Source organism: Stenotrophomonas sp. CASM106 (genome assembly GCF_049384825.1).
Lineage (GTDB): Bacteria > Pseudomonadota > Gammaproteobacteria > Xanthomonadales > Xanthomonadaceae > Stenotrophomonas > Stenotrophomonas muris.
In genome coordinates this window covers 289,585-313,745 of record NZ_JBMRFS010000002.1, presented here as the reverse complement: position 1 = coordinate 313,745, position 24,161 = coordinate 289,585, and the positions used below count along the sequence as shown (strand labels likewise).

The 24,161-nt window shown below is 64.8% G+C and carries 17 protein-coding genes and 1 tRNA gene; 7 read left to right on the top strand and 11 right to left on the bottom strand.

From position 1 onward, the window contains the following. Positions 1 to 2: 2 nt before the first annotated feature. A complete protein-coding gene (cyoA, locus tag VG556_RS05200) occupies positions 3 to 1,043 on the bottom strand; it encodes a ubiquinol oxidase subunit II (protein ID WP_014646391.1) in 1,041 nt (346 codons plus the stop codon). Positions 1,044 to 1,398: 355 nt separating this feature from the next. On the opposite strand from cyoA, the gene VG556_RS05195 reads away from it, so the two are divergent. Both VG556_RS05195 and VG556_RS05190 read left to right on the top strand, forming a co-directional pair. Continuing rightward, the gene (locus tag VG556_RS05195; protein ID WP_049404409.1) at positions 1,399 to 2,034 is read left to right on the top strand and encodes a GyrI-like domain-containing protein; all 636 of its coding nucleotides are present in this window, start codon (positions 1,399 to 1,401) and stop codon (positions 2,032 to 2,034) included. Positions 2,035 to 2,047: 13 nt separating this feature from the next. Beyond that, on the top strand, positions 2,048 to 2,383 hold the full coding sequence (locus VG556_RS05190; RefSeq protein WP_014646389.1) for a hypothetical protein: 336 nt from the start codon (positions 2,048 to 2,050) through the stop codon (positions 2,381 to 2,383). 93 nt (positions 2,384 to 2,476) lie between these two features. Here the strand turns inward: VG556_RS05190 and VG556_RS05185 are convergent. From VG556_RS05185 to VG556_RS05160, 6 genes are all read right to left on the bottom strand, one after another. Further along, a tRNA-Thr gene (locus VG556_RS05185) sits at positions 2,477 to 2,552 on the bottom strand. Positions 2,553 to 2,637: 85 nt separating this feature from the next. After that, entirely contained in the window at positions 2,638 to 2,964 is a 327-nt protein-coding gene (locus tag VG556_RS05180; RefSeq protein ID WP_041863164.1) for a hypothetical protein, read from the bottom strand. Then, positions 2,961 to 3,911 carry an RHS repeat domain-containing protein gene (locus tag VG556_RS05175; RefSeq protein ID WP_227863666.1) on the bottom strand — a complete coding sequence of 317 codons (951 nt, stop codon included), beginning with the start codon at positions 3,909 to 3,911 and terminating at the stop codon, positions 2,961 to 2,963. The genes VG556_RS05180 and VG556_RS05175 overlap by 4 nt, the downstream gene beginning before the upstream one ends. Positions 3,912 to 3,939: 28 nt before the next feature. Then, the gene (locus VG556_RS05170) at positions 3,940 to 9,327 is read right to left on the bottom strand and encodes an RHS repeat protein (RefSeq protein ID WP_100449625.1); all 5,388 of its coding nucleotides are present in this window, start codon (positions 9,325 to 9,327) and stop codon (positions 3,940 to 3,942) included. A gap of 221 nt (positions 9,328 to 9,548) precedes the next feature. Continuing rightward, complete coding sequence (locus tag VG556_RS05165; RefSeq protein ID WP_100449624.1) at positions 9,549 to 10,550, bottom strand: 2-hydroxyacid dehydrogenase; 1,002 nt, start codon at positions 10,548 to 10,550, stop codon at positions 9,549 to 9,551. Positions 10,551 to 10,647: 97 nt separating this feature from the next. Further along, positions 10,648 to 13,521 (bottom strand): autotransporter outer membrane beta-barrel domain-containing protein, encoded by a 2,874-nt coding sequence (locus tag VG556_RS05160; protein WP_100449623.1) that lies wholly within the window; start codon positions 13,519 to 13,521, stop codon positions 10,648 to 10,650. 232 nt (positions 13,522 to 13,753) lie between these two features. On the opposite strand from VG556_RS05160, the gene VG556_RS05155 reads away from it, so the two are divergent. Genes VG556_RS05155 through VG556_RS05135 form a run of 5 tightly spaced genes read left to right on the top strand, consistent with a single transcriptional unit; the run spans position 13,754 to position 19,771 of the window. Continuing rightward, the gene (locus VG556_RS05155) at positions 13,754 to 14,287 is read left to right on the top strand and encodes an RNA polymerase sigma factor (RefSeq protein ID WP_100449622.1); all 534 of its coding nucleotides are present in this window, start codon (positions 13,754 to 13,756) and stop codon (positions 14,285 to 14,287) included. Beyond that, positions 14,284 to 15,252 carry a FecR family protein gene (locus VG556_RS05150; RefSeq protein WP_049441225.1) on the top strand — a complete coding sequence of 323 codons (969 nt, stop codon included), beginning with the start codon at positions 14,284 to 14,286 and terminating at the stop codon, positions 15,250 to 15,252. The genes VG556_RS05155 and VG556_RS05150 overlap by 4 nt, the downstream gene beginning before the upstream one ends. Before the next feature lie 14 nt (positions 15,253 to 15,266). Further along, positions 15,267 to 18,065, top strand: a complete 2,799-nt coding sequence (locus VG556_RS05145; protein WP_100449621.1) for a TonB-dependent receptor plug domain-containing protein — start codon at positions 15,267 to 15,269, stop codon at positions 18,063 to 18,065. Positions 18,066 to 18,110: 45 nt separating this feature from the next. Then, the gene (locus VG556_RS05140) at positions 18,111 to 19,067 is read left to right on the top strand and encodes a hypothetical protein (protein WP_100449620.1); all 957 of its coding nucleotides are present in this window, start codon (positions 18,111 to 18,113) and stop codon (positions 19,065 to 19,067) included. Then, positions 19,064 to 19,771 carry a hypothetical protein gene (locus tag VG556_RS05135; protein ID WP_100449619.1) on the top strand — a complete coding sequence of 236 codons (708 nt, stop codon included), beginning with the start codon at positions 19,064 to 19,066 and terminating at the stop codon, positions 19,769 to 19,771. The genes VG556_RS05140 and VG556_RS05135 overlap by 4 nt, the downstream gene beginning before the upstream one ends. A 60-nt stretch (positions 19,772 to 19,831) precedes the next feature. Here the strand turns inward: VG556_RS05135 and VG556_RS05130 are convergent, their stop codons facing one another. From VG556_RS05130 to VG556_RS05115, 4 genes are all read right to left on the bottom strand, one after another. Continuing rightward, on the bottom strand, positions 19,832 to 20,521 hold the full coding sequence (locus VG556_RS05130; RefSeq protein ID WP_100449618.1) for a lysoplasmalogenase: 690 nt from the start codon (positions 20,519 to 20,521) through the stop codon (positions 19,832 to 19,834). Continuing rightward, a complete protein-coding gene (locus VG556_RS05125) occupies positions 20,518 to 22,401 on the bottom strand; it encodes a M61 family metallopeptidase (RefSeq protein ID WP_014646379.1) in 1,884 nt (627 codons plus the stop codon). Before VG556_RS05125 ends, VG556_RS05130 begins: the two co-directional genes overlap by 4 nt. Positions 22,402 to 22,562: 161 nt before the next feature. Next, entirely contained in the window at positions 22,563 to 23,141 is a 579-nt protein-coding gene (locus VG556_RS05120; RefSeq protein WP_046429524.1) for a hypothetical protein, read from the bottom strand. Beyond that, complete coding sequence (locus VG556_RS05115; protein WP_126411839.1) at positions 23,122 to 23,718, bottom strand: hypothetical protein; 597 nt, start codon at positions 23,716 to 23,718, stop codon at positions 23,122 to 23,124. The genes VG556_RS05120 and VG556_RS05115 overlap by 20 nt, the downstream gene beginning before the upstream one ends. Between the last annotated feature and the right edge of the window lie 443 nt (positions 23,719 to 24,161).

The window sequence follows — 24,161 nt, the reverse complement described above, 5'->3', positions numbered from 1 at the left end:
GTTCATTCTCCCGAACCCGCATGGCCGGCATGGCCTGCGTGTTCGTGTTCGTTGGCATCCAGGTTTTCACCCGATTCCTTGGAATCATGCGCATCACTGGGGGCATGGCCCTCGTGCGCTTCATGCGTGGCGGCATCGGCAGCGGCGGCACCGGCATGCGAGTGCTTCATGCCGTAATGCTTGTTGTCGCCCATGTGCTTGGCGATGACCCAGTCGAACAGGCCTTCTTCGGTCTTGCCGAAGTAGGTGACCGGATACCACTCGGCGTTGCGTGCTTCACCCAGCGCCTTGAACGAGGCCTTGTCCAGGGTCTGCTCACCGGCGCGGACCTGGTCCAGCCACTGGCGGTATTCGGCATCGGTGACCGAGTAGGCGGTGAAGTGCATCTTGGCGAAGCCCGCGCCGCTGTAGTGCGAGGACATGCCCGGGAATTCGCCGGTCTCGTTGGCGATCAGGTGGAGCTTGGTCTCCATCGCAGCCATCGAGTAGATCATGCTGCCCAGGTGCGGGATGAAGAACGCATTCATCACCGAATCGGACGTGATCTTGAAGTTCAGCGGCGTGTTGACCGGGAACTTGATTTCGTTGACGACCGCCACCTTCTCTTCCGGATAGATGAACAGCCACTTCCAGTCCAGCGAGATCGCCTCGATGGTGACCGGCTTGACGTCCGAATCCAGCGGACGATACGGGTCCAGTGCGTGCGACGAACGCCAGGTCAGGACCGCCAGCACCAGCACGATCATGCAGGGAATGGACCACACCACCACCTCGATCGCCGTCGAGTGCGACCACTTCGGCTCGTAACGGGCCTTGGTGTTGGAGGCGCGATACTTCCACGCGAACGTCAGGGTCATGATGATGACCGGGATGACGACCAGCAGCATGAGCACGGTGGCCGTGATCAGCAGGGTCTTCTCATCCTGGCCGATCTGGCCCTTCGGACTGAGGATGGCCACCGCATCGCAACCGGTGAGCATCACCAGCAACGACAGCAGCAGGCCCGGGCGCAACCAGCGCCCAAGGGTTTTCAACGGAATCATCGGTCGATCCAATTGCGAGGGAATGCCGTTCCCCGTCCCTGCCTGTTCCGGCCAAAAGCCGGTCCCACCGGTCCGGAAGACAGGCAGGGAGGTGGGGTCGAGTCAGCCTTTCAATTTTAGGCCGTCACCCACCATTTAAGAAAGGCATTGACATTGATCGAGCGCAGGAAAGGCCCGATTCTGGCTGCGACACGTTGTCGCACCGCGCAGGTGTGACGGGCCCATGACCCAGGACTGCGTGCCGGCCCCGCGCGCTCGTGGGGCCATTCGCCCTCGTTCGGCAAAGTCACCTGAACCGGTTCAGCGTACTGGCGGGTGCCTGGCGTGGGATGCTCTGCACAGGAGGAAGCCCCCGATGGACAAGATCGACTTCAAGAAGCGCGACCGGGCGCTCTATCAACCGCCCGCCGGCAGGTTCGTACCGGTCGATGTGCCGCCCCTGCCCTACCTGATGGTCGATGGTCGCGGCGACCCGAACACGGCCCCCGCCTACCTGCAGGCCGTGCAGTGGCTGTATTCGGTGAGCTATGCATTGAAGTTCGCGCTGAAGGCCGAAGGGCGCGACTACGTGGTGCCACCGCTGGAGGCGCTGTGGAGCGCCGAGGACCCGGCCAGCTTCATCGCGCGACGCAAGGATGAGTGGGCCTGGACCGTAATGATCCGCACGCCCGAGGGCATCGGCCCTACGCAGTGGCAGGCCGCGATCAGCAAGGCGCGCGCGAAACTGGGGGATGCGCCGCCCAGCCTCCGCCATGAAATCCTTGCCGAGGGCCCCAGCCTGCAGACCTTGCACGTGGGCGCCTACGACGACGAAGGCCCCGTCCTGGCGCATCTGCATGACGAAGTGATGCCCGCACTGGGTTACACCTTCGCCGGCCCCCATCATGAGATCTACCTGAGCGACCCGCGCAGGACCGACGCGGCGCGGTTGAAAACCGTGCTGCGGCAGCCGGTGCGGCCGATCAAGCCTGATGAGGATTCCGGCACATGACACAAGGAATGCCATGCACCTGATCAACCGACTGCTGCACTGGACCACCCTGCCCGCCGGGCGCCGCCTGATGGCCGTGCTGGGTGCCGCACTGGTGATCGTGCTGGCCTGCAATCCGGATCTGCTGCCGTTGTTGCCGGTGGTGGATGCGCTGGGCCTGGACGTACTGATGCTGTTGCTGGGTGCGCAGGTGGTGGCGGTCCTGCCTTGGGTGCGGGAGCGGGCCGCGCGTGGGATCAGGGTGCTCGCACACCTGCTGATCGGTGCATCGGCGGGAGCAGCGGGTGGTTATCTCCGGCAGCTCGCGTGGTGGCTGGCACGGGATGCGGGGATGACGAGACGTTGCTGAAGGCTTGCAGCCTTCAGTGAGGTCACCATCCTATGATAACCGGCGGGCGCAAACAAAAAGCCCCGACCAAAGGCCGGGGCTTTTCACTACAACTGGTGCCGGAAACAGGAGTCGAACCTGCGACCTACGCATTACGAATGCGCCGCTCTACCAACTGAGCTATTCCGGCCTAGCTGGACATTGTAGGACTACAAGCAACATGCGGTCAATGGCTGCGCATCTACCCTCTTCATGGGCCAACAAGCCGCTACCAGCTACTGATAGTGGCTTTCACGGATGACCTTGGAACATCGCTGGTCGAGATCAACATGAAATGACTTCAGTCCACCTTCTGGCAGCAGAACCCTGTCATGGACGTGCTGGACTGAGAAGCCAATATCTGCGGTGCCGGAAGACTCCTCCGCAATGCGATACATCTCCCGTTTCCATCCCCTCGTCTCTTGGACGTAAGTCTCGATTGTCGTCACGCATCTTTCTAGCCCTTCCAACCCCTTCTCACCTCGGGGCTCCTTCGCTGCACAGCCGCCTGCCATCAGCAATGAAAACAGCAGCCCCACTTTCAAGATGACTGAGCGTTTCATCTGCGTCCCTCCATGATAGGTACGAACTCATAACCCTCATGACTTCTAATCATCCCAGGCACTCCCATTTCTTCAAGGAACTGATAGTCATACCCGTTAGCTGCAGGGCGATAACCCTCTTCCCGAGTATTCGGGTGAGTATGGAAGAATCCTATAACTCGGCAACCACACTGAAACTCTGAAGGCTTGAAAAGCACATCCTGCCCCATTTGAGCACGAGTACCAGGTTGAGCACGAATCAATTGAGGGGCGCCAACCAGGTTCGGAGCCACGATCCACCCTCCTTGTTCCCGCTTCAGCGATCCAGGTTGCCCCCACAATACAGTTGGCGCATCGGGGTTGGAGTCCTGCCAAGCTCGCTCCATCTGCCGCTTCAGCCCAGGATCTCTCGTCCAAGCAGGATCAGTCGATTGCGGAGAGCGACCGTAACTTGGTGACGCCGAAGTTGACTGCCTGCTTCCCACTGCCCCCGTGCCCATCGTTCCTCGACCTGCAGAAGAACCACCGTATGCCCCCTGCTCCAACTGGCAGTCAGTGTCTTTGCCACATGCTCGCCGGCCATCGGGATCAAAGTAGCGATATGGGTTCGAATTGGCATACCTGTAGCGTCCGAATGCTCCCACCGAATCGCTTTGGGGCGACACCGGATCCACACTAAGGAACACACCAAGGATTGGATCCATATACCGCTGCTGCATGTAACTCAAGCCCGTCGAAGCATCACTCACGTGCCCTGCATAGCCAGGCCCATCAGCAACGGACCCACCAACCACGGCGCCATAGGGCTCATAGGTGGTACGCCGGATAACGCTGCCAGCCGCGTCAGTCTCAGCGACCGGTGACCCTAACGCATCGGTATGGATATAGGTAATCGTCTCCGCAGCAGCCTGATTGAACAGTCCACCCAGAATCAGCGCGGCCCCACCTACGGTTCGACTCACCAGCATCTTCATTCCTGCGTTCATCGCGCCCACCTCAGTTCGACCAGGCCGAGCACGCCTGCGCGTTGCAGGCACGCACCTTGTAACCACCCTGGCAGCGCGTATCGAGGTCGTAGCCGATGCCTTCTGCCCTATAGGTCGCGCCGCCGCTGCTTGAACGCATGTTGTAGTAGGTGGCACCCGGCGACGCATTCCAGATGACCGAGCAGATGTTGGGGCCGCTCTTTACGATCCTCACACCCGTAGGTACGGCCGGCGCACTGGAAATCGCAACCAGGCCAGCAGCAGAACTGGGGCTGCAGCCTGCGGGATTGCAAGCACGACCACGGTAGTAGAAGTTGCCTCCGCCGCCCTTGCTGAGGGAAACGGCTCGATCCCCCGCAATCAGCGACCAGTTGGCGCCGTCAGTACTTTCGTCGATTTCATAGCGCGTCGCGTCCGCCACTTCCAGCAGGGAGATCGAGTAAGCCGCGCCGATTCCCACCCCATCCGGCACGCGCAGAACCGGGGTCGCCGGAGGACCAATCACGCGCACGCCCGCTACCGCGGACCACGGTCCGCAACCGGCGACATTGCAGCCACGCACCTGGTAGTCCCACTGTCCCGGCCAGCGGCCGCCTCGGGCCACGGCGGTCGCACCGTCTTCCTGGGCGAGTCCGAAGCCACCCCCATTGAGCTGCTCCATCAGCTGATAGCTCGTCGCTGCGGGGATTGCGCCCCACCACATGCTCACGGTTGAACTGTAGCTCACGCCACCGAGATTGATCGCCGTGGCTTGGACCGGTGGCAATGTCACGACGATACTGCCTACGGCGCTTGACGCACTGCACCCGGCGTCATTGCATGCAAAGGCACGATAGGCGTAACTGCCGGCGATTCGTCCGCTGATGGCCAGTTGATTCCCACTGATCCGGTTGATCTCAGTCCATGCTGCTCCGTTGAATTGTTCTTCAATGCGATAGCTGCTGGCCTGTGCCACGCTCGAAACAGAGACGGCGTAGCTGCCGTTGTAGCTCGCAGCAGGTACCGACAGTGCGGGTACGGATGGGGCATACAGCGCGGTAATCGCCGCTTCGGCCGAGTAGACGCCGCAGCCCTGTGGATTGCATGCTTTGACCCGATAGCGATAGGTGCCTGCCGGTTTGCTGGTCACTTGATAGGTGCGGCCAGCACCATCAAAGACCACGCTCCATCCGCCACCCACGGCCTCTTCAAGCACAAAGCGGGCGGCACCCTGTACCGCTGACCAGCTCAGGAAATAGGTTCCGTTGATACCTTGCGCCGGTGCAGTGATCACCGGCGCAGCGGTGGGAGCAAGCTCCACCTGGATGGAGGCTTCCACACCCCAAGCACCGCAGACAGTGCCATTGCAGGCACGGCCACGATAGCGATAGACGCCGGAGCTTCGCCCGGCCAGCGAAACGTTCAGCGCAGGCCCTTGATAGACAGCCTGCCAGTCACCGCCACCCGACTCCTGCACCTCGTAACGCTGCGCACCGGCAACGGCTGTCCACTGCACCGCAAACGCACCGTCCGCGCTGTAACCCGGAACCGTTACGACCAGTGCTGCAGGCGCGATATCCACGGCACGCTTGGCAACAAGGCTGCCGTTGAGCTGGATATAGTCAAAGCCCTTCGCCTGGCGCTGATCGTGCTGATAGCGCAGCACGCCATCCTGCCCATAGAGGGAACGAATGTTGCCATTGGGCGCACTGGCCAGGGTGCGGCGTCCATGCGCGTCGTACTGATAGGCCTCCTTGCCATCGACCTCGCGCAGGCGATTGCCGTAGTCGAACCGGAACGCCACGCCATTGCGGATCTTCAGGTTACCCTGGCTGTCATAGCCAAGCCCGGTCACGGTCGCACCACTGCCGACATCCCGCACGTTCGTCAACCGATTGTTGAAGTCGTACTCAAAGGACTGCCGCCGTGCACCAACGCTGGCGGTGACGATATTGTCCAGAACGTTGTACGCATAGCTTGCGTTTCCGAAGCTGGCCGCCGTCACCGTGGTCAGACGATCCAGGCCGTCGTAACGCATGTCGCGGTTTCCAGGGGCTGCCGGCAGGCCGTCACTGATGGCCGCCACATTGCCATTGGCATCGTAGTCGTAGCCGTCATCGATGACCTTGCCACCTGCACCACTGTCGGTGCTGCGATCGGGCAGGCCGCGCGCGTTCTGCGTCATCTGATGCACGACGCCGTTGCCATAGGTGAAGCCGCTCATGCCGCCGTTCGCGTAATAGCGCACGTTGGTGGCGAAGGCTCCGGCTCGCGTCGGCTGCCCCAGCGCATTCGGGCCGTAGTCGATCGTCAGGCCGGACGGCTGCACATGGGTTGCCAAGGCGCCGTTTGCATCGTAGCCATAGCCCAGCGCCCAGGCCTCGCCACCGTCGTAGGCCACGCTCTCGGACGTGGGCAGTCCACGCAGATTGTAGGTGTAGTCGTTAGTGGTGACGGCGCCGTTGTTGCGCGTCTGCACACGCTTGACTTTCCCGCCCGGCCAATAACTCCAGTCCTGATCACCCTGGCCATCAGAGAAACGCAGGGTCAGCAAGCGATTCATGCTGTCGTAGCTGCGGTCAGCCCGCGAAGGCGACGCATAGGCAGCGTCGCTGTCGCACTGAGGGCCCAGCAACGTCAGGCCCGAGGCAGACCAGAGCAGATTGCCTGCAGCGTCATAGCCCATGCCGGTCGCACCGGTCTCAGGCTCCATGCTCTTGCACAGCCGCTGGGCGCCGTCATAGACGTACTGGCGCCGTACACTGACGCTGCCATCGTAGTTGCGCCTCAGGATCGACAGCGGTTTGCCCAGCGTGTCGCGCTGAATCTCCGTCACTACCCCTTCCGCGTGGAGAATCCGGATGGGCGTGTCCTGGCTGGGCTTGCCGTACATCAAGTAGTCGGTGGTGGTGGCAATGCCGCGCGGATTGGTCACCCTTACGCTGCCTCCGCCGATCTGCTCGGTGGTCGTGACAAGCCGGCCCAGTTCGCTGTCCTGCTCGCTGCGATTGGGGCGCCCGAGCGCGTCATAGCCGGTATGGGTGCCGGGCAGCGCCGAGCGGAAGTCGGACGCCGCGCGCGTCGGATAGGAGGTAAAAACCAGGCGCCCATTGCTGTCATAACGGGTCACCGTCTGGCGCAATGTACCGCCACGGTCCGCAGCGTCGAACGACTCTTCCAATACTGGGCGCCACAACCCATCGTAGTACGTCACCGCGCGTGCGTTGCCGGTACTGGACTCGCGCTTCCAATGTCCCGCTTCCAGCCCGATCTCCGCTCCCGCCACCTGGAAGAATCGCGTTGTAGAAGGATTCCAGGCCACGCTGTCATTGGCGGCCTGGGTCGCCAGTACGATTCGGCCCATCCCGTCGTAGTCGAAGCTTCGGCTGGCACCATTGGGCTCCACCGCTGCGCGCACCCAGCCATTGTCATCGACCTGCAGCGAGGCACTGCTGCCGTCCGGGTACGCGACACTCTGCGGCAGGCCACGCTTCCAGCTGCCAAGCGCAATGGCATTGCCCTTGCCATCGGCCACGGAGGCGAGCGTGCCATCGGCGTGATAGCCCAGCGTCTGCTGCAACGCGCCGAAGGCGTAGGTACGTTGCGGGCGCGCCATCGAGTCGAACTCGGTGCGTTCGGTCTCAATCTCAACGCCGCCAACGCTCTGTGTGCTGCGCGCGACTTGGCTGAGTATCCAACGACCCGTGTCGTCGAAGTAGGTGGTTCTCAGCGTTCGCGCGCGCCCCAACGAGTTACTCTCGGTCTGCACCACCGGCCGCACATGCGCATCGAACTGATCGGTCGTATTGACGAAGTTGACGCCATCCTGGCTGAGCACAGATTGCTTCAGGGGACGAATCTTGACGGCGAAGGGATCATCGGCCGCGGTCATCGAACCGTAGCTGTCCGGGAACGGTCCGGCCTGGACCTCGTCCGAACTCATATAGGTATTGGTGATGACCTGGACGATCTGACCGTCCGGCGCACGCACCGCCTCCTGCAGCAACTGCCCCTCGTTCTCGTCGAGTTTTCGTCCGAACACACTGTGACGGCGCGTACCATCTGGCTCCACAATCGTCGACACTGCGGAGTTGGCCAGGCCCGAGTCATATCCGCCCGACTCGTACGTCCAGGTCAAACTGCCCAACCCGGGCCCCGTCAGCGTCTTGCTGGTGATCGCGAAGAGGTCGAACGCATTGGAGGCGCGTTGCGCGTAGCGCCCACCGCCCATGTCTGCGCAAGCGGTACTTTTTACACCCAGCCGGGTGCGGCGCAGGTACTTGAACTCAAACTGTCCACGCGTTCCTGATGGATGGGTCGCGATCAGGGTGAATCCAGACTGCTCGAACGTGGGCTTGATGCAGAGCTTCGGTTCACCATCCCAGCTCTGATACTCCGGGTTCAGGCCCCCGAATCCGCCGTCCTGCCAGCTGTACTCATAGCCGAAGCGAGCACCATCCGGCTGCTGCACGGCACGCAGCGCAGGCCAGCGTGCGAATCCCATTGCACCGGAGCCCTCGTTGTACTCATAGCTCCAGGTACGGCCATTGGCTGTTGCACTTGCAATACGGTCCCCGGCATAGGCAATGGAGATGGCGCGACCATCACTGCCGCGAATGCCAACCAGCTTGTCGCCCGAATAGTCATAGGCTACCCAGTTGCCGTGGCGATCTTCGACCCGACTGGCCATCAGCAGAACACGCACCAGTTTTGAACCTACGCCCTGGCCGAGATCCATGAAACCGGCTGTTCGTTCAATACCCACATTGAAGAAGTAGCGATTCCCCGATGCATCCACGCCCAGGAATCCCTCACCGGGATAGCCATTGGCCGTCGAGCCCAGGCAACTGAGGCGCATGTTGCCCCGAGTACCCCAGCGATAGGTTTCACCGTTGGTGGGTTTAGGGTTGGAGGCGTTGGCGATCAGCAGCATCTCCTGCTCGCCCTGGTCGGGGACACGCACCTGCACGCCGGTCCATATCTCGAAGGTGCCCACGCCGGTACGCGTCTTGGGGTAGAAGGTCTGCGAGCAACGCTGGGTGGCGCCATTACCCGACTCGTTCCACTTCCAGATGGAGTCGAAGGTGGCGTGCATGTAGGGGACTTCGATGTCCCAGCTGCCGAATCCCCCCAACGGCTGCCGGTCCTTGAAGGACTGCACAGCGAGACGACGCTGCAATCGCACCGGCAGCGCGTTGTTGCCTGGCAAGTCGATGTCGGTAACGATAAATTCGGTCGACCCCGAGCTGGGGCTGATGCTATCCCCGAACAGGCTCGAGGTCAGCGGTGCCAGCCCCTCGCTGTTCTTGATCTTTTTGTAGTACTCGGTATGCGGGGTGACCGGGCTACTCGCCCAGGTCCACCCGGATGACACGACCAATGCCGCGCCCAACAACGCCTGCCACTGCCAGATACGCATGGAACATCCCTTTGTCCAATTGCGTCGGCAATCACCAGACGATCGGTAATCCACCGACGTGTGCTGGCGTCATGTTCCGGCCAGAAAGCAGCTGCGCCGTCCCTTGCGCCCCCTGTACTTCAAGGGAGGACAAGCCCCCCCTTCACGACAGCTTCATATGATATTCACCCAAAGTAAATACCCCAGGTGGGGACTGGGTGAGGCCCACTTCCGCAGCGTGTCTACGCTCCCACCCGGTTCGCACACACCCGCCCCTCGGCGAAATCCCGCAGGTTCCCCAGCGTGATTGCCGAGATCTCCTGCAGCGCCTCTACGGTGAAGAAGCCCTGGTGGCCGGTCACCAGCACGTTGGGGAAGGTCATCAGGCGCTGGAAGGCCTCGTCGTCGATGATCTCGCCGGACAGGTCCTGGAAGAACAGCGCGCTTTCCTGCTCGTAGACGTCGATGGCCAGATGACCCAGCCGCCGCGACTTCAGCGCGCGAATCACCGCATGGGTATCGACCAGCGCGCCGCGCGAGGTGTTGACCAGCATCGCGCCGGTCTTCATCCGCGCCAGCGAGGCGTCGTTGATCAGGTGCTGGGTATCGAGCGTCAGCGGGCAATGCAGCGACACGATGTCGGCGCGCGCCAGCAGTTCATCCAGCCCAACCATGTCGCCCACGCCGGCGAAGGCCGGCGATGGATACGGGTCATGCCCCAGCGCGGTGCAGCCCATGCCGTGGAAGATGCGCGCGGTGGCCAGGCCGATCTTGCCGGTGCCGACGATGCCGACCGTGCGCCCATGCAGGGTGCGCCCGAGCAGGCCATCGAGCATGAAGTTGCCCTCGCGCACGCGGTTGTAGGCGCGATGGGTCTGCCGGTTGAGCGTCATCACCAGCGCCAGCGCGTGCTCGGCCACGGCTTCGGGGGAATAGGCCGGCACCCGTGCGACGAACAGGTCCAGCGCTTTCGCGGCGGCCAGGTCCACATTGTTGAAGCCGGCACAGCGCAGCAGTACGGCGCGTACGCCCAGCGCATGCAGCGCGTGCAGTACCGGCGCGTCGAGGCGGTCATTGACGAACACGCAGACGGCGGCGCAGTCCTTTGCCAACGCAGCGGTATGCACGTCCAGCGCGGCATCGAAGTACACGAACGCAAAGCCCTGCCCGGCCGCATCGCGCTGGTTGGCCTCGTCCAGGAAACGACGATCGTAGGGGCGGGCACTGAAAACGGCGATCTGCATGACGGGGCCTGGCTGGATTTCCCTGCCGACCATACCGCAGCACCTGCCCTGATGGGATGGCCCCGGCGATACGCATATCGCCGGGGCCGGGTACCGCTTAGAACCGGTAGCCCAGGCCCAGCATCACGCCGTTCTGGATCTGCCCGTCGCGGCGCTCACCCACGTAGTCGGCCATGATCGACAGGCGCTCGCTGGCGCGACTGGTCACGCCCACGTTCCAGGCCAGTACCTGCTCGCCCACGGCCTGGCTGCTGGCACCGAACACCAGGTCCGGGGCTGCGGCGAAACCGGTGCTGTAGCGCGCCTGCGAGTCGCCCAGCTCCTTCTGCCAGACCACGCGGGCACGCGGGGTGATGCGCTCGCCGTTGTTGCCCTCGAAGGTCTTGAACAGCTGGAGGCCGGCGCCCACGCGGATGCTCTCCAGGCTGCCGCTGCGCCCCACCAGCGCGCCAGCGCTCTGCCCTTCGTTGAAGCGGGTAGCCGAGGTCCGCGCGTAGTCCACCACCGGCAGCAGCGGCTGGATCACCAGTCCCTTGCCGGTGGTGAAGGAGAACGCATGCTCCACCCGCGCCGAGATCGCGTCGTTGCTGTATCGGGCGCGCAGTGGCTGTTGCAGGCCATCGATGGCCGAAAGGCTGCGGCGGGTATCGTGGCGCAGGTCGGTGTAGCGCACGGCCGCCGACAGGTAGCCACGCGAATAGATCGCATCCAGGTAGCCGCCCACATCCAGCGCGCGCACGTCGCCACTGAAACCGGAGCCATCGCTGGCCTTGGTCGACATGTCCGCGGCGGCCACGCTGACGCCGAGGGTGACGCGGTCATCGGCCACGCGCGTGTCGGCACCGACCACGATGCCGCCGATGTTATGGCTCAGGCCGGCCACGCCACCGTCGGCATCGATGCGGCCATGGCTGGCAAAACCGCGCGCCCACAGGCCACGGCGGCCACCCGCCGCGCGGCTGTCGCCAGCAGCCTCGCCGGCCGGCTCGACCAGATGCATGGCCAACTGGTTGAACAGGCTGCCATGGCGCATGCCCGGCTGCGCCGAGACCGACTGCGCCGCCTGCGAGGCCAGGCCATCGGCATCGCCGCCACTGCGCATCGCCGCCTGGTGCTGCTGCACCACGTTGCCGATGCTGCCCAGCAGTGCATTGTCGGCCAGGCGCAGGCTGGCATGCGCGTCACCGCGCAGGGCGCCGGCCTGCTGTGCGATCACATCGCGGTCGGCGAACTGCAGTGCGCCGAGCAGCGACTTCAGGCCGCTGTCCTGGCGATCCGATGCGGCTGCCAGCGCGCGCCCCAGTCCATCGCCGGAGGTGCCGTTGGCAAACAGGCCCAGCTGATCGAAGCCCGGGTTGGCGGTCAGCCACAGCCCGTCGGCCGTCTGGTTGACGTTGAAGCTGAGCAGCGAATTGTGGCGCGGGCGGAATACTTCGCCCGCGGTGATGCTGGCGCTGTAGCCGGTGTCGCCCAGCCGCACGGCATCCTGGAAACCGCCCTGGTAGATCGGCCCTTCCACCAGATCGCGGCGGTAGCCGCCGGCATAGAAGCCCTGGGCGACGTTCAACGCCAGGTGTGCGCCCTGCGCGATCACCAGCGCCCCCTCTTCGGCCCCGCCATCGTAGAAGCTGCCGACGCGCAGGCGGCCACTGCCGGTGCCCCCGGCCTCGGTAACATCGAACAGCACCTGCCCGCCGGGCATGATGTTGACGTAGCCGTGGGTCACCAGATCACCGCCACGCGGCATCAGCGTGCCGAACACGCGCAGTCGGTTGAAGCCGTCTTCGCGGTAGGACGGGCCGGTGCCATCCAGCAACGCATCACTGTCGGTGCCGACCGATGCGATATCGCCATGGCCAACCACCACGCTGCCCGGCATCACCCGCAGCTCGGGGGTACGCAGCGCGCCGCCCTCCAGCGCGATGGTGCCGTTGTCGACCAGCATGAAATCGGCGCCGGTGGTTTCGGCGGTGCGCCAGGTGGCGCCGTTGCTGACACGGATCACGCCCGCCGAACTTGCCAGGGTGGACGCATCCAGATCGGCCAGCCGCAACTGGCCGCGCAGCTCATCCTGGAGGTCGGGGTCGGCAAGCAGCTGCTGCAGCGACTGCGTGCCGATGCCGTTCGGCCCCCGCGTGGAGACGTTGTACAGGCTCACCGCGTAGTTGATGTAGGTGCTGGCCCAGTCGGTGTTCCAGCGCGCGAAATCGTCGTCGACGAAGGCCTGCAACTGGCGCGCGGTGCGCAGGTAGCCCGGATTGATGTCGCCGCTGACGTTGCTGGTGACACGCAGGGTGTCGCCCGGGTCGCGATAGCCTGCCGTGTTGATGATGTTGTTGCCGCGGATGTCCTGGCCATGGAAGGACTCCAGCTTGCTGCCGCTGCCATCCGGATCGAAGGTGACCGAGGTACCCGTGGTGCGCGCCGGGTCGCGGAACACCAGCAGGCCATTGGGCCGCACCACCTCATACATGGCCTTGTGCAGCAGGCCGGCATCCATGCCGCCGCCATAGTTGCCGGTGTAGATCTGGGTCATGCGCGGCGACGGTGCGTAGGTGATCCTGCCACCACTGCTGGCGGCATGGATCTGCACCGAATCGACCAGTGGCAGGTCGCCGCCGAGATAACGGTTGACGCCGCCGGACTGCATGATCGAGCAGGACGAAATGCAGTGGCCGGACACGATCGTGTCCAGGCCCTGGGTGCGGATTACCGCCTGCAGCCACTCGCCGGCGATCAGCGCGCCACCGTTGGACGTGCGCAGCACGACTTCGTGGATCGGGCGTCCTTCGGCCTGCGCCTTGGCCAGCAGCGCGGGCAGCGCCACCACATCGGCAACGGTTACGCCGCCACTGAGGAAGACGCGATCGTCCCGCACGTGATAATTCATTGCCATGACGTCATCAACCGCCGCCATGGCGGTGATGCCCAGCAACGCTGCCAGGGCCAGGCTCAACTTCGAATGCTTCATGTGTTCTCTCTCTCCACCCGCAACGCGCGGGTCGAAAGTTCAACGTCCGGACGGTGCGCCCTCCCCCAGTGCAGCGCCCCTCGAAACATGAACGCATTCACAATGGATTCGTGGGCCACGCACACTCTTCCCCATCCGGTCATCGTCGCGTAAAACTCGAAGACGTACCCGCCACCGACGTCCGAGGCCAGCCCTGTCCGCCCCCTCTCCTCTGATCCATCGCGCGCCGGACCTGTCCGCGCCGGCGGACGCGTTCATTGCGTTCGTGCGGGAGGAACGCGCGCCGTTGTGTGCGTTCCTGCGCACGCGCGGTGTCGGGCCGGAGGATGCCGAGGACATCGCGCAGGACTGCATGGAGCGGCTGATCCGCTATCGCGCGCACAGTGCCGACGAGCTGCGGCTGCTGCTGTATCGTATCGCCCGCAACCGCCTGGCAGACCGCGGCCGTTCGTCGCAGTCGCGGCCGCATCTGTCCCTCGCCGAACATGATGGCGGCAACGAGCCTTCCAGCACGTCGCCCGATCCATTGCGCCAGGCCGAGTCCGGGCAGATGCTGTCCCTGCTGCGGCACGCCCTGTTCAAGCTGCCCGAGCGCGCGCGCGAGGTGTACCTGCTCAACCGGATCACCGGCATGAGCTACACGCAGATCGCGCGGCACTGTGGAATTACTGCCAAGACCGTGGAAAAACACATCGCCCGCGCCCTGCAGGGCCTGCGCCAGGAACTCGGAACGGATCCGCTGCACAACGACAGGGACAACGGATGAGTCACGCCAGGCCCAGGGAAGATACGCAGCTGTTCGAACGCGCCAGCGCCTGGGTGGCGCGGCTGGAGGCTCCGGACTGTACGCCGGGCGAGCGCGAGACGTTCGAGGACTGGTTGGCCGAGGACCCGGCCCATGTCACTGCCTGGATCCAGGCCGAGACCCTGTTCCAGCAGGGCGAGGAACTGGCCGCCGACCCGTGGCTGCGCACCGCCGCGGCACGTGCGGCACGGCCGGCGCCGCGTCGCTGGCTGCCGGCAGTGGCCGCTGCCGCAGGCGTCTGCCTGGCCATCGGGATCGGCTGGATGATTGCCGTCGACGGCAACCCCACGCCGCTGCGCTACGCCAACGACTCCCACCAGCCCCGGCAGCAGACGCTGGCCGATGGCAGCGTGGCCACGCTGGATGCGGGCACCACCCTGCACGCCCGTTTCGGTTGGCGCCATCGCAACCTGGTGCTGGAACGTGGCCGCCTGCAGCTGCAGGTCGCACCGTCGGGCAAGGCCCTGCAGCTGCGCGCCGGCGACAGCACCATCCGCGACATCGGCACCACCTTCCAGGTGGAACGCCTGCATGATGGCCTGGTCGAAGTCGCACTGCTGGAAGGTGCGGTGGAAGTCAGCAGCGGGGGCACCCAGCACACCCTGGCGCCCGGCCAGCAACTGCAGGTACTGCCGAGTGGCCGCATCCAGCCCGGTCCGGCACTGTCGTCCAATGCCGCAGCTGAAGGCTGGCTGCAGGGACAGCTGGTGTTCGATGCCACACCGCTGTCGATCGTGGTCGAACGCATGAACCGCTACGGCCACACGCCGCTGGTGATCGCCGATCCGGAGATCGCCAGCCTGGCGGTAAGCGGCACCTTCCGTGCCGGCGACGCGCAGGAACTGCTGTCGGCACTGGAACTGGGCTGGTCGGTGGCTGGCCAGACGCGACCGGATGGCGCGCTGGAACTGCGCCGCACGTACTGAGGAGGCCTGCGGTGATGGCAGTACCGGGCGCGCTGCAGGGGGGGCTGCTGCTCCGCACCCTGTTCTGCCTCGCGTTAGGCATCCCCGCGCTGCCGTCTGCCGCTGCGGCCGAGCAAGCGGGCACCCTGGAGGTCGATGTTGGCTCAGGCCCGCTGGCGCCGGCCCTGCAGCAATGGGCGCGACAGAGCGGCATTGCCCTGCTGTTCGATGCGCGTGAGCTGGATGGCCTGCGCACGGCCGGCACTCATGGCCACCGCGATGCGGCCGCGGCCCTGAAGGAACTGGTCGCGGGCATGCCGGTGAACATCCTGCGTACGCCTGCTGGCGGATTCGTCGTCCGCCGCACCCGCCCCGCGCCACCATCGCCACCGTCGGTCGCGGCACGCACCACGCCCGCAGCACCTTCGCCACACAAATCCGCCGACGCGCCGCCGCAGGTGGAACTGGCGCCGATCCATGTCACCGGCAGCCGGCTGCCGCGCACCTCCGTGCAGACCACGCTGCCGGTCACCATCATCGACCGCGATGACATCCTGCGCAGCGGTTACGGCAGCCTGTTCGACCTGCTGCGGCACTTGCCGGGCATGAACGGGCACCCGGCGATGAGCACCTCGCGCAGTGGCGATTCGCAGTACCTGCCGGTGGGTGCGGCCACCACCACCAGCCTGGACGGCATGGGTCCGCGTGCGACCCTGTTCCTGGTCAATGGCCGGCGCCTGCCACGCTATCCCATGGTGTCGCTGGAACAGGGTGGGCTCACCGATCTTGGGGGAATTCCGCTCAGCTTCGTCGAACGCATCGAGCTGGTACGTGGCGGCGCCTCGGCCATCTATGGCGCCGACGCGATGTCCGGCGTGGTCAACATCATCCTGCGCGACCAGGCTGACGGCCCGGAAGCCATGCTGCAGACCGGCCTGAGCGGGCGCGGCGACGCTGGCCAGTATCGCGTGCAGGCGGCCACGGGCGGCGTGCGCGACGGAGGGGACCGCTGGTTCGCCGGCATCGACCTGCACCGCATCGACCACGTGGCCGGTGATCGCCGCCAATGGCATGCGGAAACCTCGCAGTACCTGATCGGCGCGTTCCGCGATGGACGCTACTGGCCGGCAGAACGCTGCGAAGGCCCATTGACGCGGCGCGATGGTGCCTGCTGGTTCGACAGCGCCCGACCACGCTCGCTGCAACCGGCCTCGGATACCGCCTCGGCCTACCTGCGCTACCGGCATGAGCGCGGCGAAGGTCGCTATGCCTACGCCGAGGCGCGGGCCAGCCACAACCGGCAACGCTTCGACCTTGGTCCAACCGCCGTTGCCATCGGCCTGTACGGGTTCACCTTCAACAGCGTGCTGCGCGAAGCTGGCAACGTGCGTCCGCATGTACGTGCCACCGACGCCGACGTCACCTTCGGCATTGGCCGCGACCAGGGCCGGCGCAGCTGGGATGCCGGCATCAGCGCACAACGCAGCGATGTCAGCCTGTCCACGTCGGGCACCGTGCGCGCCGAGCCCCTGCTGCGGGTCGCCGAGACACTGGATTTCCTGCCCGGCTTCACCTCGTTGCCGGCGGGCGCGGCCGAGCAGTTGTTCCCGTCGATCCGCAATCGCGGGCGCACCGAGCAGTGGCAGGGCTGGTGGGGCATGCAGCGGGAGCTGATGCCATTGGCCGGCGGTGCTGCACAGCTGGCCACCGGCATCGACCTGCGCCAGGAGCGCTGGACCTCGCATCCCGACGCCCTGCTGAGCCAGGGTGACCTGGCGCTGGGCCTGCCGCAGGAGCAGCGCCACCTGGCGCGCCGCAGTGGCGGCGCCTACGCCGAACTCGGCCTGCCCCTGGCGCACACGCTGCGCATGGACCTGGCCGCACGCTGGGACCGCGACGGCGACTACCAGGCCTTTTCGCCCCGCGTGGGCGTGCGCTGGAGCCCCACGCCCCGGTGGTCCTTCCTGCTTGCCAGCGGGCGCGGCTACCGTGCGCCCAGCCTGTTCGAGCAGCGGCGCCCCCCGGGCTATTTCGGTGCGATCGAGCTGCCGGCCTCCAGCGCCCTGCCCGACTGCGCGCAGAGCAGCGGCAACGGGCGCTGCAGCGTCACCGTGGACGTGGTGGAGAACGATGCGTTGAAGGCCGAGCGGTCGCGCAGCCATTCCCTGGCCGCGACCTGGACGCCGACCGATACGTTCTCGCTGTCACTCACCCACAACATCGTCGAACTGCGCAACGAGATCCTGGCCCTGCAACCGGCCGACGCGGTGTGGAACCCCGGCACCTGGGAGCTGGACGAGGACGGCCACCTGAGCAACCTGCGCCTGTCCTTCGACAACATCGGCCGCACCACCTCGCGCAACTTTGTACTGCGCGGGGAGTACCACATCGATACCGGCAACACCGGCCAGTGGCTGTTCTCGCTCGACGCGCTGAAGCAGCAGGAACTGCGCCGCGAACGTGGCCATGATGCAACGGTGGACCTGCGCGGCCATGTCACGCCGACGATGGCCGCCGTGCTGAACGTGCAGTGGCAGAACAGCAACTGGGACATCGCCCTGCGCGGCAACCAGGTGGGGCGCACGCGCGCCTGGCTGCCCGGTGCGGAATGCCCGGAGGAACAGCGCGAGCAGAACCACTGCATGAACCCCCGGCAGCTGCGCTGGAACCTGCATCTCGCACGACGCCTGGGGCCGCGCGTGGTCGCCGCGCTGGACGTGCACAACGTGCTCGACACGCAACCGGTGAACTATCTGGTTGGCAACGGTGGCCAGATGCCGGGGCTGGACGATCCGCTCGGCCGCTACTTCCTGCTGACCCTGCAGATCCGCTGAGCGTAGTACCCTACGCGCCCTGTTCCATCGGTTCCCCACCACCCCATGAAGGCCTATCTCTGGTTCTGGGGCGCGTTCCTGCTGTTCTTCGCGTTGCCCTTCCCCTGCATCCTCTATGTCGGCACGTCGTGGCCGGTGCAACTGGCCGACCGCAGCGCACCCTGGCTGGCCCTGCTGCTGCTCGCGCTGTCGGTGATCCTGTGGCTGGCCCTGCTGCTCGCCTTCCTGCACTACCTGCTGCTGGGCCCGCCGCGCGCGCTGCATCGGGTGCGCACCATCCTGGCCGGCGGTGAGCCGCGCGACGCGTTGATCGAACAGGCCGAGCAGACCGGCGTGCACGTGCGCGGCTTCGCGCAGTGGAAGCTGCAACTGGGCTTCCAGAACCTGTCCGGCACGCCCATCAACGAACAGATGCTGGTGGTGGACAGCAAGCCGCAGCTGCAGCGTTTCGTGGCCGGCAAGCGTATCGAGGTACGCCTGAGCCGGATGCCGGGCGCGTTCCCCAACGTGGTGCTGGAGGGTGCCCAGCCTGAACTGGATGTCGCCAGCCTCTGGCGTCGTGGTGTCGGCGCAGCGATCGGCATCGTGGCGGTGGCCAGTGCCTATGTGGCCGCCTATCGGCTGCAGAGTGAGGGACTGGGCTGGACCTTCCTGTCGCTCGGTCATCCGCTGCTGGTGTGCCCGCTGGTGTTGTGCGGCTACGCGCTGGGCCTGCGCCTGCTCGGCCGGCTGCTGCAGGCCGACGCCCGCGGTGACGCGCTGAAGTATCGCGGCATCGGCGTGGATGCGAAGGTGCTGAAGCTGCGCCAGACCGGCACCTATCTCAACGAGCAGCCGCAGGTGGAGTTCCAGCTGGAATACATCGACCGCGAAGGTGGCGTGCAGCAGGTGAGCGTGCGCCGCTTCATCCCGTTGATCGAGCTGGCCAATCTTCCGCACGAGCGGGTCACGCTGTTGTACGACCCGGAAGATCGCCGCAACGTTCGCCTGGAGGGTGTATGAAGCAGCCGCCCTCGACCCGGCTGGTGTTCTCCGTGGTGTTGCTGGTGCTGGCCGGCGTCGCCGTGGCTGGCGGAGCCCTGCAGACGCTGGGCGAAACACTGGGCCATTCGGTGCAGGCCAACAGCGCAAGCGCGCCGATCGCCATGCCGCCAGCGCGCGAGAGGCCCGCTTCGCTCGCGCCGATGACCGAGCCGCGGTTGCCGCCGGTGCCCGAACGCAACAACCGGTTGTTCGATGCGGACTACCTGCTGGCCGCCCGCCAGGCACTGGAACAGATGCCTGCGCTGGCCGGGCACCGGCTGACGGTATTCCACAGCATCCACTTCTACGACGATGGCCGGATCAATCTGGACCTGGTGGATCCTCAGCAGCCGTCACGCGTGGACAGCTACCACTTCGAACGCGGCCAGTGGCGCAAGGGCGACCCGGTCAATCCGCAGCGCTTCGCGCCCACCATCACCCTGCGCCGCAGCAGCACGGCGCTGGCCAACATCGATTTCGAGGCGGTGCCGCGCGTAGCCCAGGCACTGCAGGCACAGCGCAACGCATTGATGGGCACTCCCGGTGAAGTCGGCCACGTCTATGTGATCGTGCGCAAGGGTGGCACTCTGGTCTGGCTGCCGGACGAGGTCGCCGGTGATCGCCAGTCCGCACGCCTCTCTTTCGACGCAGAGGGCCGTTCCGGCAACGCCAGCCTCCGATAGTCAACGCAAAAAAGGGGACGGAGGGGATTAAGTCGTTTGTGCCTTGGTGCCGTCTGCGACTTAATCCCCTCCGTCCCCTTTTTGCTGTTTCACGGAGCGGGCGATGGCGTACTGCGCGCCGTAGTAGGTGGACAGCACCAGCAGGCTGGCCAGTGGCAGGCCGCCGGCGAAGCGGTCCCAGGCCAGCAGCGAGTCGCTGGCGACGAACAGCAGCGCACCGGCGGCCGCCCAGCGGGAGCTGCTGGCATCCACAGCATCGGGCTTGGGGCTGCGCCACTGGCGTGCGAGCGCCAGGACCGCCATCGATGCCAGCACCACCACGTATGCCAGCACCGGAATGCGCATGGGTGCGGGCAGGTGCGGCCACAGGCCAAGCACGTTGAGTACAGCGAACGCGCCGAGCAGGACGCTGGCGGCAAGCAGGCCACGTCCGGCACGCAGGCCATCGCGGAAGGCGACGATGTAGCAGAGGTGCACCAGCAGGAACGCGACCAGCCCCGGCACGAACGCATCCACCGGCAACATCAGCGCGATATCCCCCACGCACGACAGCAGCATGCCAGCCAGCACCGCGCGGCGGTAGAACGGCTGCGCGGGATCGCGCACCCGCCAGGCGATGGCAGCGATCAGCAGCGTGGTGGTCGGCTTGGCCAACCAATGCAGCCAGCGCCCGTCACCGTGCAGGAACGCACCGAGGATGGCGAGGATCGCCATCAACAGGATCACGCCATCGCGGGCGCGCGGTTTCATCGTGCCTTCCACAGGTCCGCAAGGCGGTCAGGCTTGCCGGCGATACGCTCCAGCACCGGGTACTGCAGGCCACCGTGGTAGGCGATGTTCATCGTTTCGATGCGGTCGAACTGCTTCACTAGCAGCACGATCGGCGCCTTGTCCTTCGCCGCCGCAGCTACCGCATCCTTCAAGCGCTGGCTGCTGTACTCGCGCCCGCCAACGGCAATCACCTTCATGCCCGGCGCCAGGCCGGCATTGAACGCCGGGCTGTCCCAGATCACGTCGCCGACCACGCCGCTGTCGAGCACGGTCGCACCCAGCGAGTACGCCAGCAGCGCCGCCTTGGCGCGTTTTTCCTGCGCCTTGTAGGCATCGTTCGGCGTATCGCGGTAGACCAGCTTCCAGCCCGCCAGTTCCAGGCCGCCGGTCAACGAGCCGTGGCCGTCCAGGCGCCCGCGCAGGAACGTCGCCCAGTCATACGGCGCTATGCCGTTCAAGGTCGCGACCACGTCGTTGAAGGTGTACGGGTTGACGTCCCAGTCGCCGTTGCCGACGCCGAAGAACGCACGTGCGAAGTCATCCAGGCTACGCCGGTTGCCGCTCAGTTCGCGCAGCTTGCCCTCCACTTCCAGCCACAGCATCTGGCCGCCGGAGTAGTAGTCCTCGCTCATCTGATAGTTGCGGTAAGGCAGCGTGCGGCGCTGCGCGATGGTCGGGTCATTGGTGGTGTCCTGCAGCGGCCGCCAGGCCAGGCCCGGGCGACCACGGTCATAGGTCGCGGCCACGTTGGCCAGCATGTCGCGCGCCTGCGCGGTCGACCACAGCCCTGAACGCGCCGCCAGCACCTGGCCCCAGAACTGGGTCTGGCCTTCGTAGACCCACAGCAGACTATCGCCCATCGGCGTGTTGAAGTTGGCGGTGGCCAGATCGGCGCCGCGACGGTACTTGCCATTCCAGGAATGGGTGTACTCGTGCGGCAGCAGATCGCGCATCCACGCGTTGTTGTCCCACTCGGTGAAGTAGCCCGGGTCGGCGCTGTTCTCGCTGGAACGGTGATGCTCCAGGCCGATGCCACCGAGGCGGTCGGTCAATGCCAGCAGGAACTCATAGTGGTTGTAGTGCCGCGCGCCGTAGAGCTTGTCGGCCTGCTGCACCAGCGCGCGGTGCATGGTGATCTGCGCCTCGCTCGGCTTCAGCGATTTGGCGTCGTCGGCAAACACGTTGAGGTGCACCGGCACCTTCGCGCCCGGATCGAGATCGATGCGCTGGTAGTGCTCGCCGGCAAACAAGGGCGAATCGACCAGATGGTCATAGGAGATCGGCTTGAACACCACGGTGTCACCGTCGCGGCGCGCGGTCTCCAATGCAGTGGCGAACGACCAGCCCTTGGGCAGGGTAACGCTGGCCTGCGCCTGCAGCTGGCGCGCGTCGATGCCGGCCGGATACAGCGAGTTGGCGTTCCACTGCAGGTTGAGCATCTCCGGGGTCATCACCACCCGGCCCTGGCTGCCACCCTGCGAGGACAGGAAATCGAAGTGGGCGACGATCTCGCTGGCGCCCTCGGGCACGTTCACCTTGAACGCATAGACGTTGTACTGATCGCGCTGCCAGGCCAGCGGCTTGCCGTTGGCGGTCACGCGCAGGCCGGCCAGCTTGTCGATCGGGCCGGTGGGCGAATGGTTGCCGGGAATCCACTGCGGGTACAGCAGGGTCATCGGGCCGGGCTTGGCCGGCACGGTGGCGGTCACCTTGAAGATGCGCCGGGCCAGATCGCGCGCGTCCACATCGATGCGCAGCAGTCCTGGGGCTGCCGCGTTGGCCGGTGGCGAGGTCTGCGCAAGTGCAGGCGTGGCCGCCAGCGCGAACAGCAACGACATCGCCAGGGCTCGGGTCTTCATCGGGCAACTTCCAACAACGGAGAATCTTCCGATGCTAGGCCTGTGCCGTGCCCTGCCCCATGGCCAAAGGTCATGGGGCGAGAGAACTGTCTACGCAAATCCATGAGGGAACGTGCTTGCCAGACCGATCGCCGGCCTGGCAAGCCGCCCGGAAGGGAAGTCTAGTTTGATGCGCCTTCTTTGTAAGCCGCCTCAATGGCCCCCTTCAATCTCGTCGGATCTTCGATCCTCACACCGGTCAAGCACTTGGAGCCGGTCGCATCGAAAAACACTGTCGATGCGGAGCCGCCCTGGAAGTGTGCATAACCAAACACCGGCGCGGGGGAATCGGCCAACGGCGCCCATACGATTTTTCCGAGGAGCAGTCTAGCCTTGGCAACATCCCGCTCGATGCATCCGCCCGACGCCTTCACGACGATCGTTACCTGGCCGGATCGCTGTTCAAGTTGGGGCAGAAGCGCGATATCGCCGAAATTGCGGGCGATGCCGGAAGCCGAAGCGGAGTTCGCGCGGAAGCCATTCTCAATACCCAATGCATCAGCGGCGGCCTGCGGCCCAGCACTTCGCACCACCTCCAGCCTCTCGATGTAATCCAGTGCTGCCAGTTGGGAGTCCCTTGAGGCGGCACTCCACATTTGAGAAGGAGGTGTCACCGCAACCGCTGCGAGGGGAATGACCGCAGACAAGATGAGTAGTGCTTTCAGGGGCACTCTCACGAATTCACCAAGGATAGTTGGCATCGTAGTAGTCCTCATGCTGCTTGGTATAGGTTTTCCCCGATGCGACATGGTTGTTGTCACAGAATGCCTTGCCAATATCCACAAGCGAAGCACCACTTGACCACATGCCCCAAAGCGTAGCGGAATTCTCGGAAATCAGCGGAATCTCAACGGTTCCTTCCGAAAATCCTCGAATCTGATCACTCACGACCGCGTTATTGACAACGGCCTTGGCCTCCCACACACAATTTCTTTCAACGTACTGCGCCTTGGTAATCGGAGCATCAATATTGGGAACACCAGCCACGTGATGACCAAGCTCATGACTGAGATAGCCTACGGTCTTGTAGAGCCCGGGCAGATCAAAGCTATCACAAGAGTACGGCGGAACCAGTATTTTCGCCGTAAGCGGGTCATAGCTGGGAGGGAGACCATATGCCCTGACGCCCGAATGAGCCTGGATCTGCGAGGTAAGTGTTGTGGATGCAGCGGAGATGAAGTCTACGCATTGGCCCAAACCAGTTACAGGATAAGTTTGCGCCTTCGCGTAGACGGGACAAATAAGTGAAAAGATCAAAATCAGGTATTTCCATACCATATTCCAGCCCCATTCCCCGGATCCCAGCGATCCGGCTCAAATCCTGGCGCTAAGGATCTTTTCTCTCTATAGGAAAACTCCTAAAGACTCCGCTACCTGCAACCGATCACACCTGAAACGAGAAGGTCTTCGAACTTTCCGGCACCAAGGGGCAAGGGCTAGGGGCGTGAGACCACAACGCTGAATGCTCGCAGAGAGGTTCCAGGGTCATACAGGCGATACGACCGCTCATCACAGTGCGTCACATTCACGTCAAAATGATCACCCTGTTAAACAAGCCATGAGCGGCGCGAGAGCACGGGTCTTCATCATCAGACAAGTTCCAGCCATGAGAGAGGCCCCGCTGCCAGACCAGTAGCAGGCGCAGCACCGTCACCAAAGGCCATGGTTGTAGCATCCATCCAGATATGGAGCGGATGATGCGCATGCAGGCGCATTGCGCA

Coding starts and splice junctions, on each gene's coding strand:
- VG556_RS05120 (WP_046429524.1), bottom strand. CDS start 23,141: ATGCCAACTATCCTTGGTGAATTCGTGAGAGTGCCCCTGAAAGCACTA.
- VG556_RS05125 (WP_014646379.1), bottom strand. CDS start 22,401: ATGAAGACCCGAGCCCTGGCGATGTCGTTGCTGTTCGCGCTGGCGGCC.
- VG556_RS05150 (WP_049441225.1), top strand. CDS start 14,284: ATGAGTCACGCCAGGCCCAGGGAAGATACGCAGCTGTTCGAACGCGCC.
- VG556_RS05135 (WP_100449619.1), top strand. CDS start 19,064: ATGAAGCAGCCGCCCTCGACCCGGCTGGTGTTCTCCGTGGTGTTGCTG.
- VG556_RS05170 (WP_100449625.1), bottom strand. CDS start 9,327: ATGCGTATCTGGCAGTGGCAGGCGTTGTTGGGCGCGGCATTGGTCGTG.
- VG556_RS05130 (WP_100449618.1), bottom strand. CDS start 20,521: ATGAAACCGCGCGCCCGCGATGGCGTGATCCTGTTGATGGCGATCCTC.
- VG556_RS05190 (WP_014646389.1), top strand. CDS start 2,048: ATGCACCTGATCAACCGACTGCTGCACTGGACCACCCTGCCCGCCGGG.
- VG556_RS05175 (WP_227863666.1), bottom strand. CDS start 3,911: ATGCTGGTGAGTCGAACCGTAGGTGGGGCCGCGCTGATTCTGGGTGGA.
- VG556_RS05140 (WP_100449620.1), top strand. CDS start 18,111: ATGAAGGCCTATCTCTGGTTCTGGGGCGCGTTCCTGCTGTTCTTCGCG.
- cyoA (WP_014646391.1), bottom strand. CDS start 1,043: ATGATTCCGTTGAAAACCCTTGGGCGCTGGTTGCGCCCGGGCCTGCTG.
- VG556_RS05115 (WP_126411839.1), bottom strand. CDS start 23,718: ATGGTATGGAAATACCTGATTTTGATCTTTTCACTTATTTGTCCCGTC.
- VG556_RS05160 (WP_100449623.1), bottom strand. CDS start 13,521: ATGAAGCATTCGAAGTTGAGCCTGGCCCTGGCAGCGTTGCTGGGCATC.
- VG556_RS05195 (WP_049404409.1), top strand. CDS start 1,399: ATGGACAAGATCGACTTCAAGAAGCGCGACCGGGCGCTCTATCAACCG.
- VG556_RS05145 (WP_100449621.1), top strand. CDS start 15,267: ATGGCAGTACCGGGCGCGCTGCAGGGGGGGCTGCTGCTCCGCACCCTG.
- VG556_RS05165 (WP_100449624.1), bottom strand. CDS start 10,550: ATGCAGATCGCCGTTTTCAGTGCCCGCCCCTACGATCGTCGTTTCCTG.
- VG556_RS05180 (WP_041863164.1), bottom strand. CDS start 2,964: ATGAAACGCTCAGTCATCTTGAAAGTGGGGCTGCTGTTTTCATTGCTG.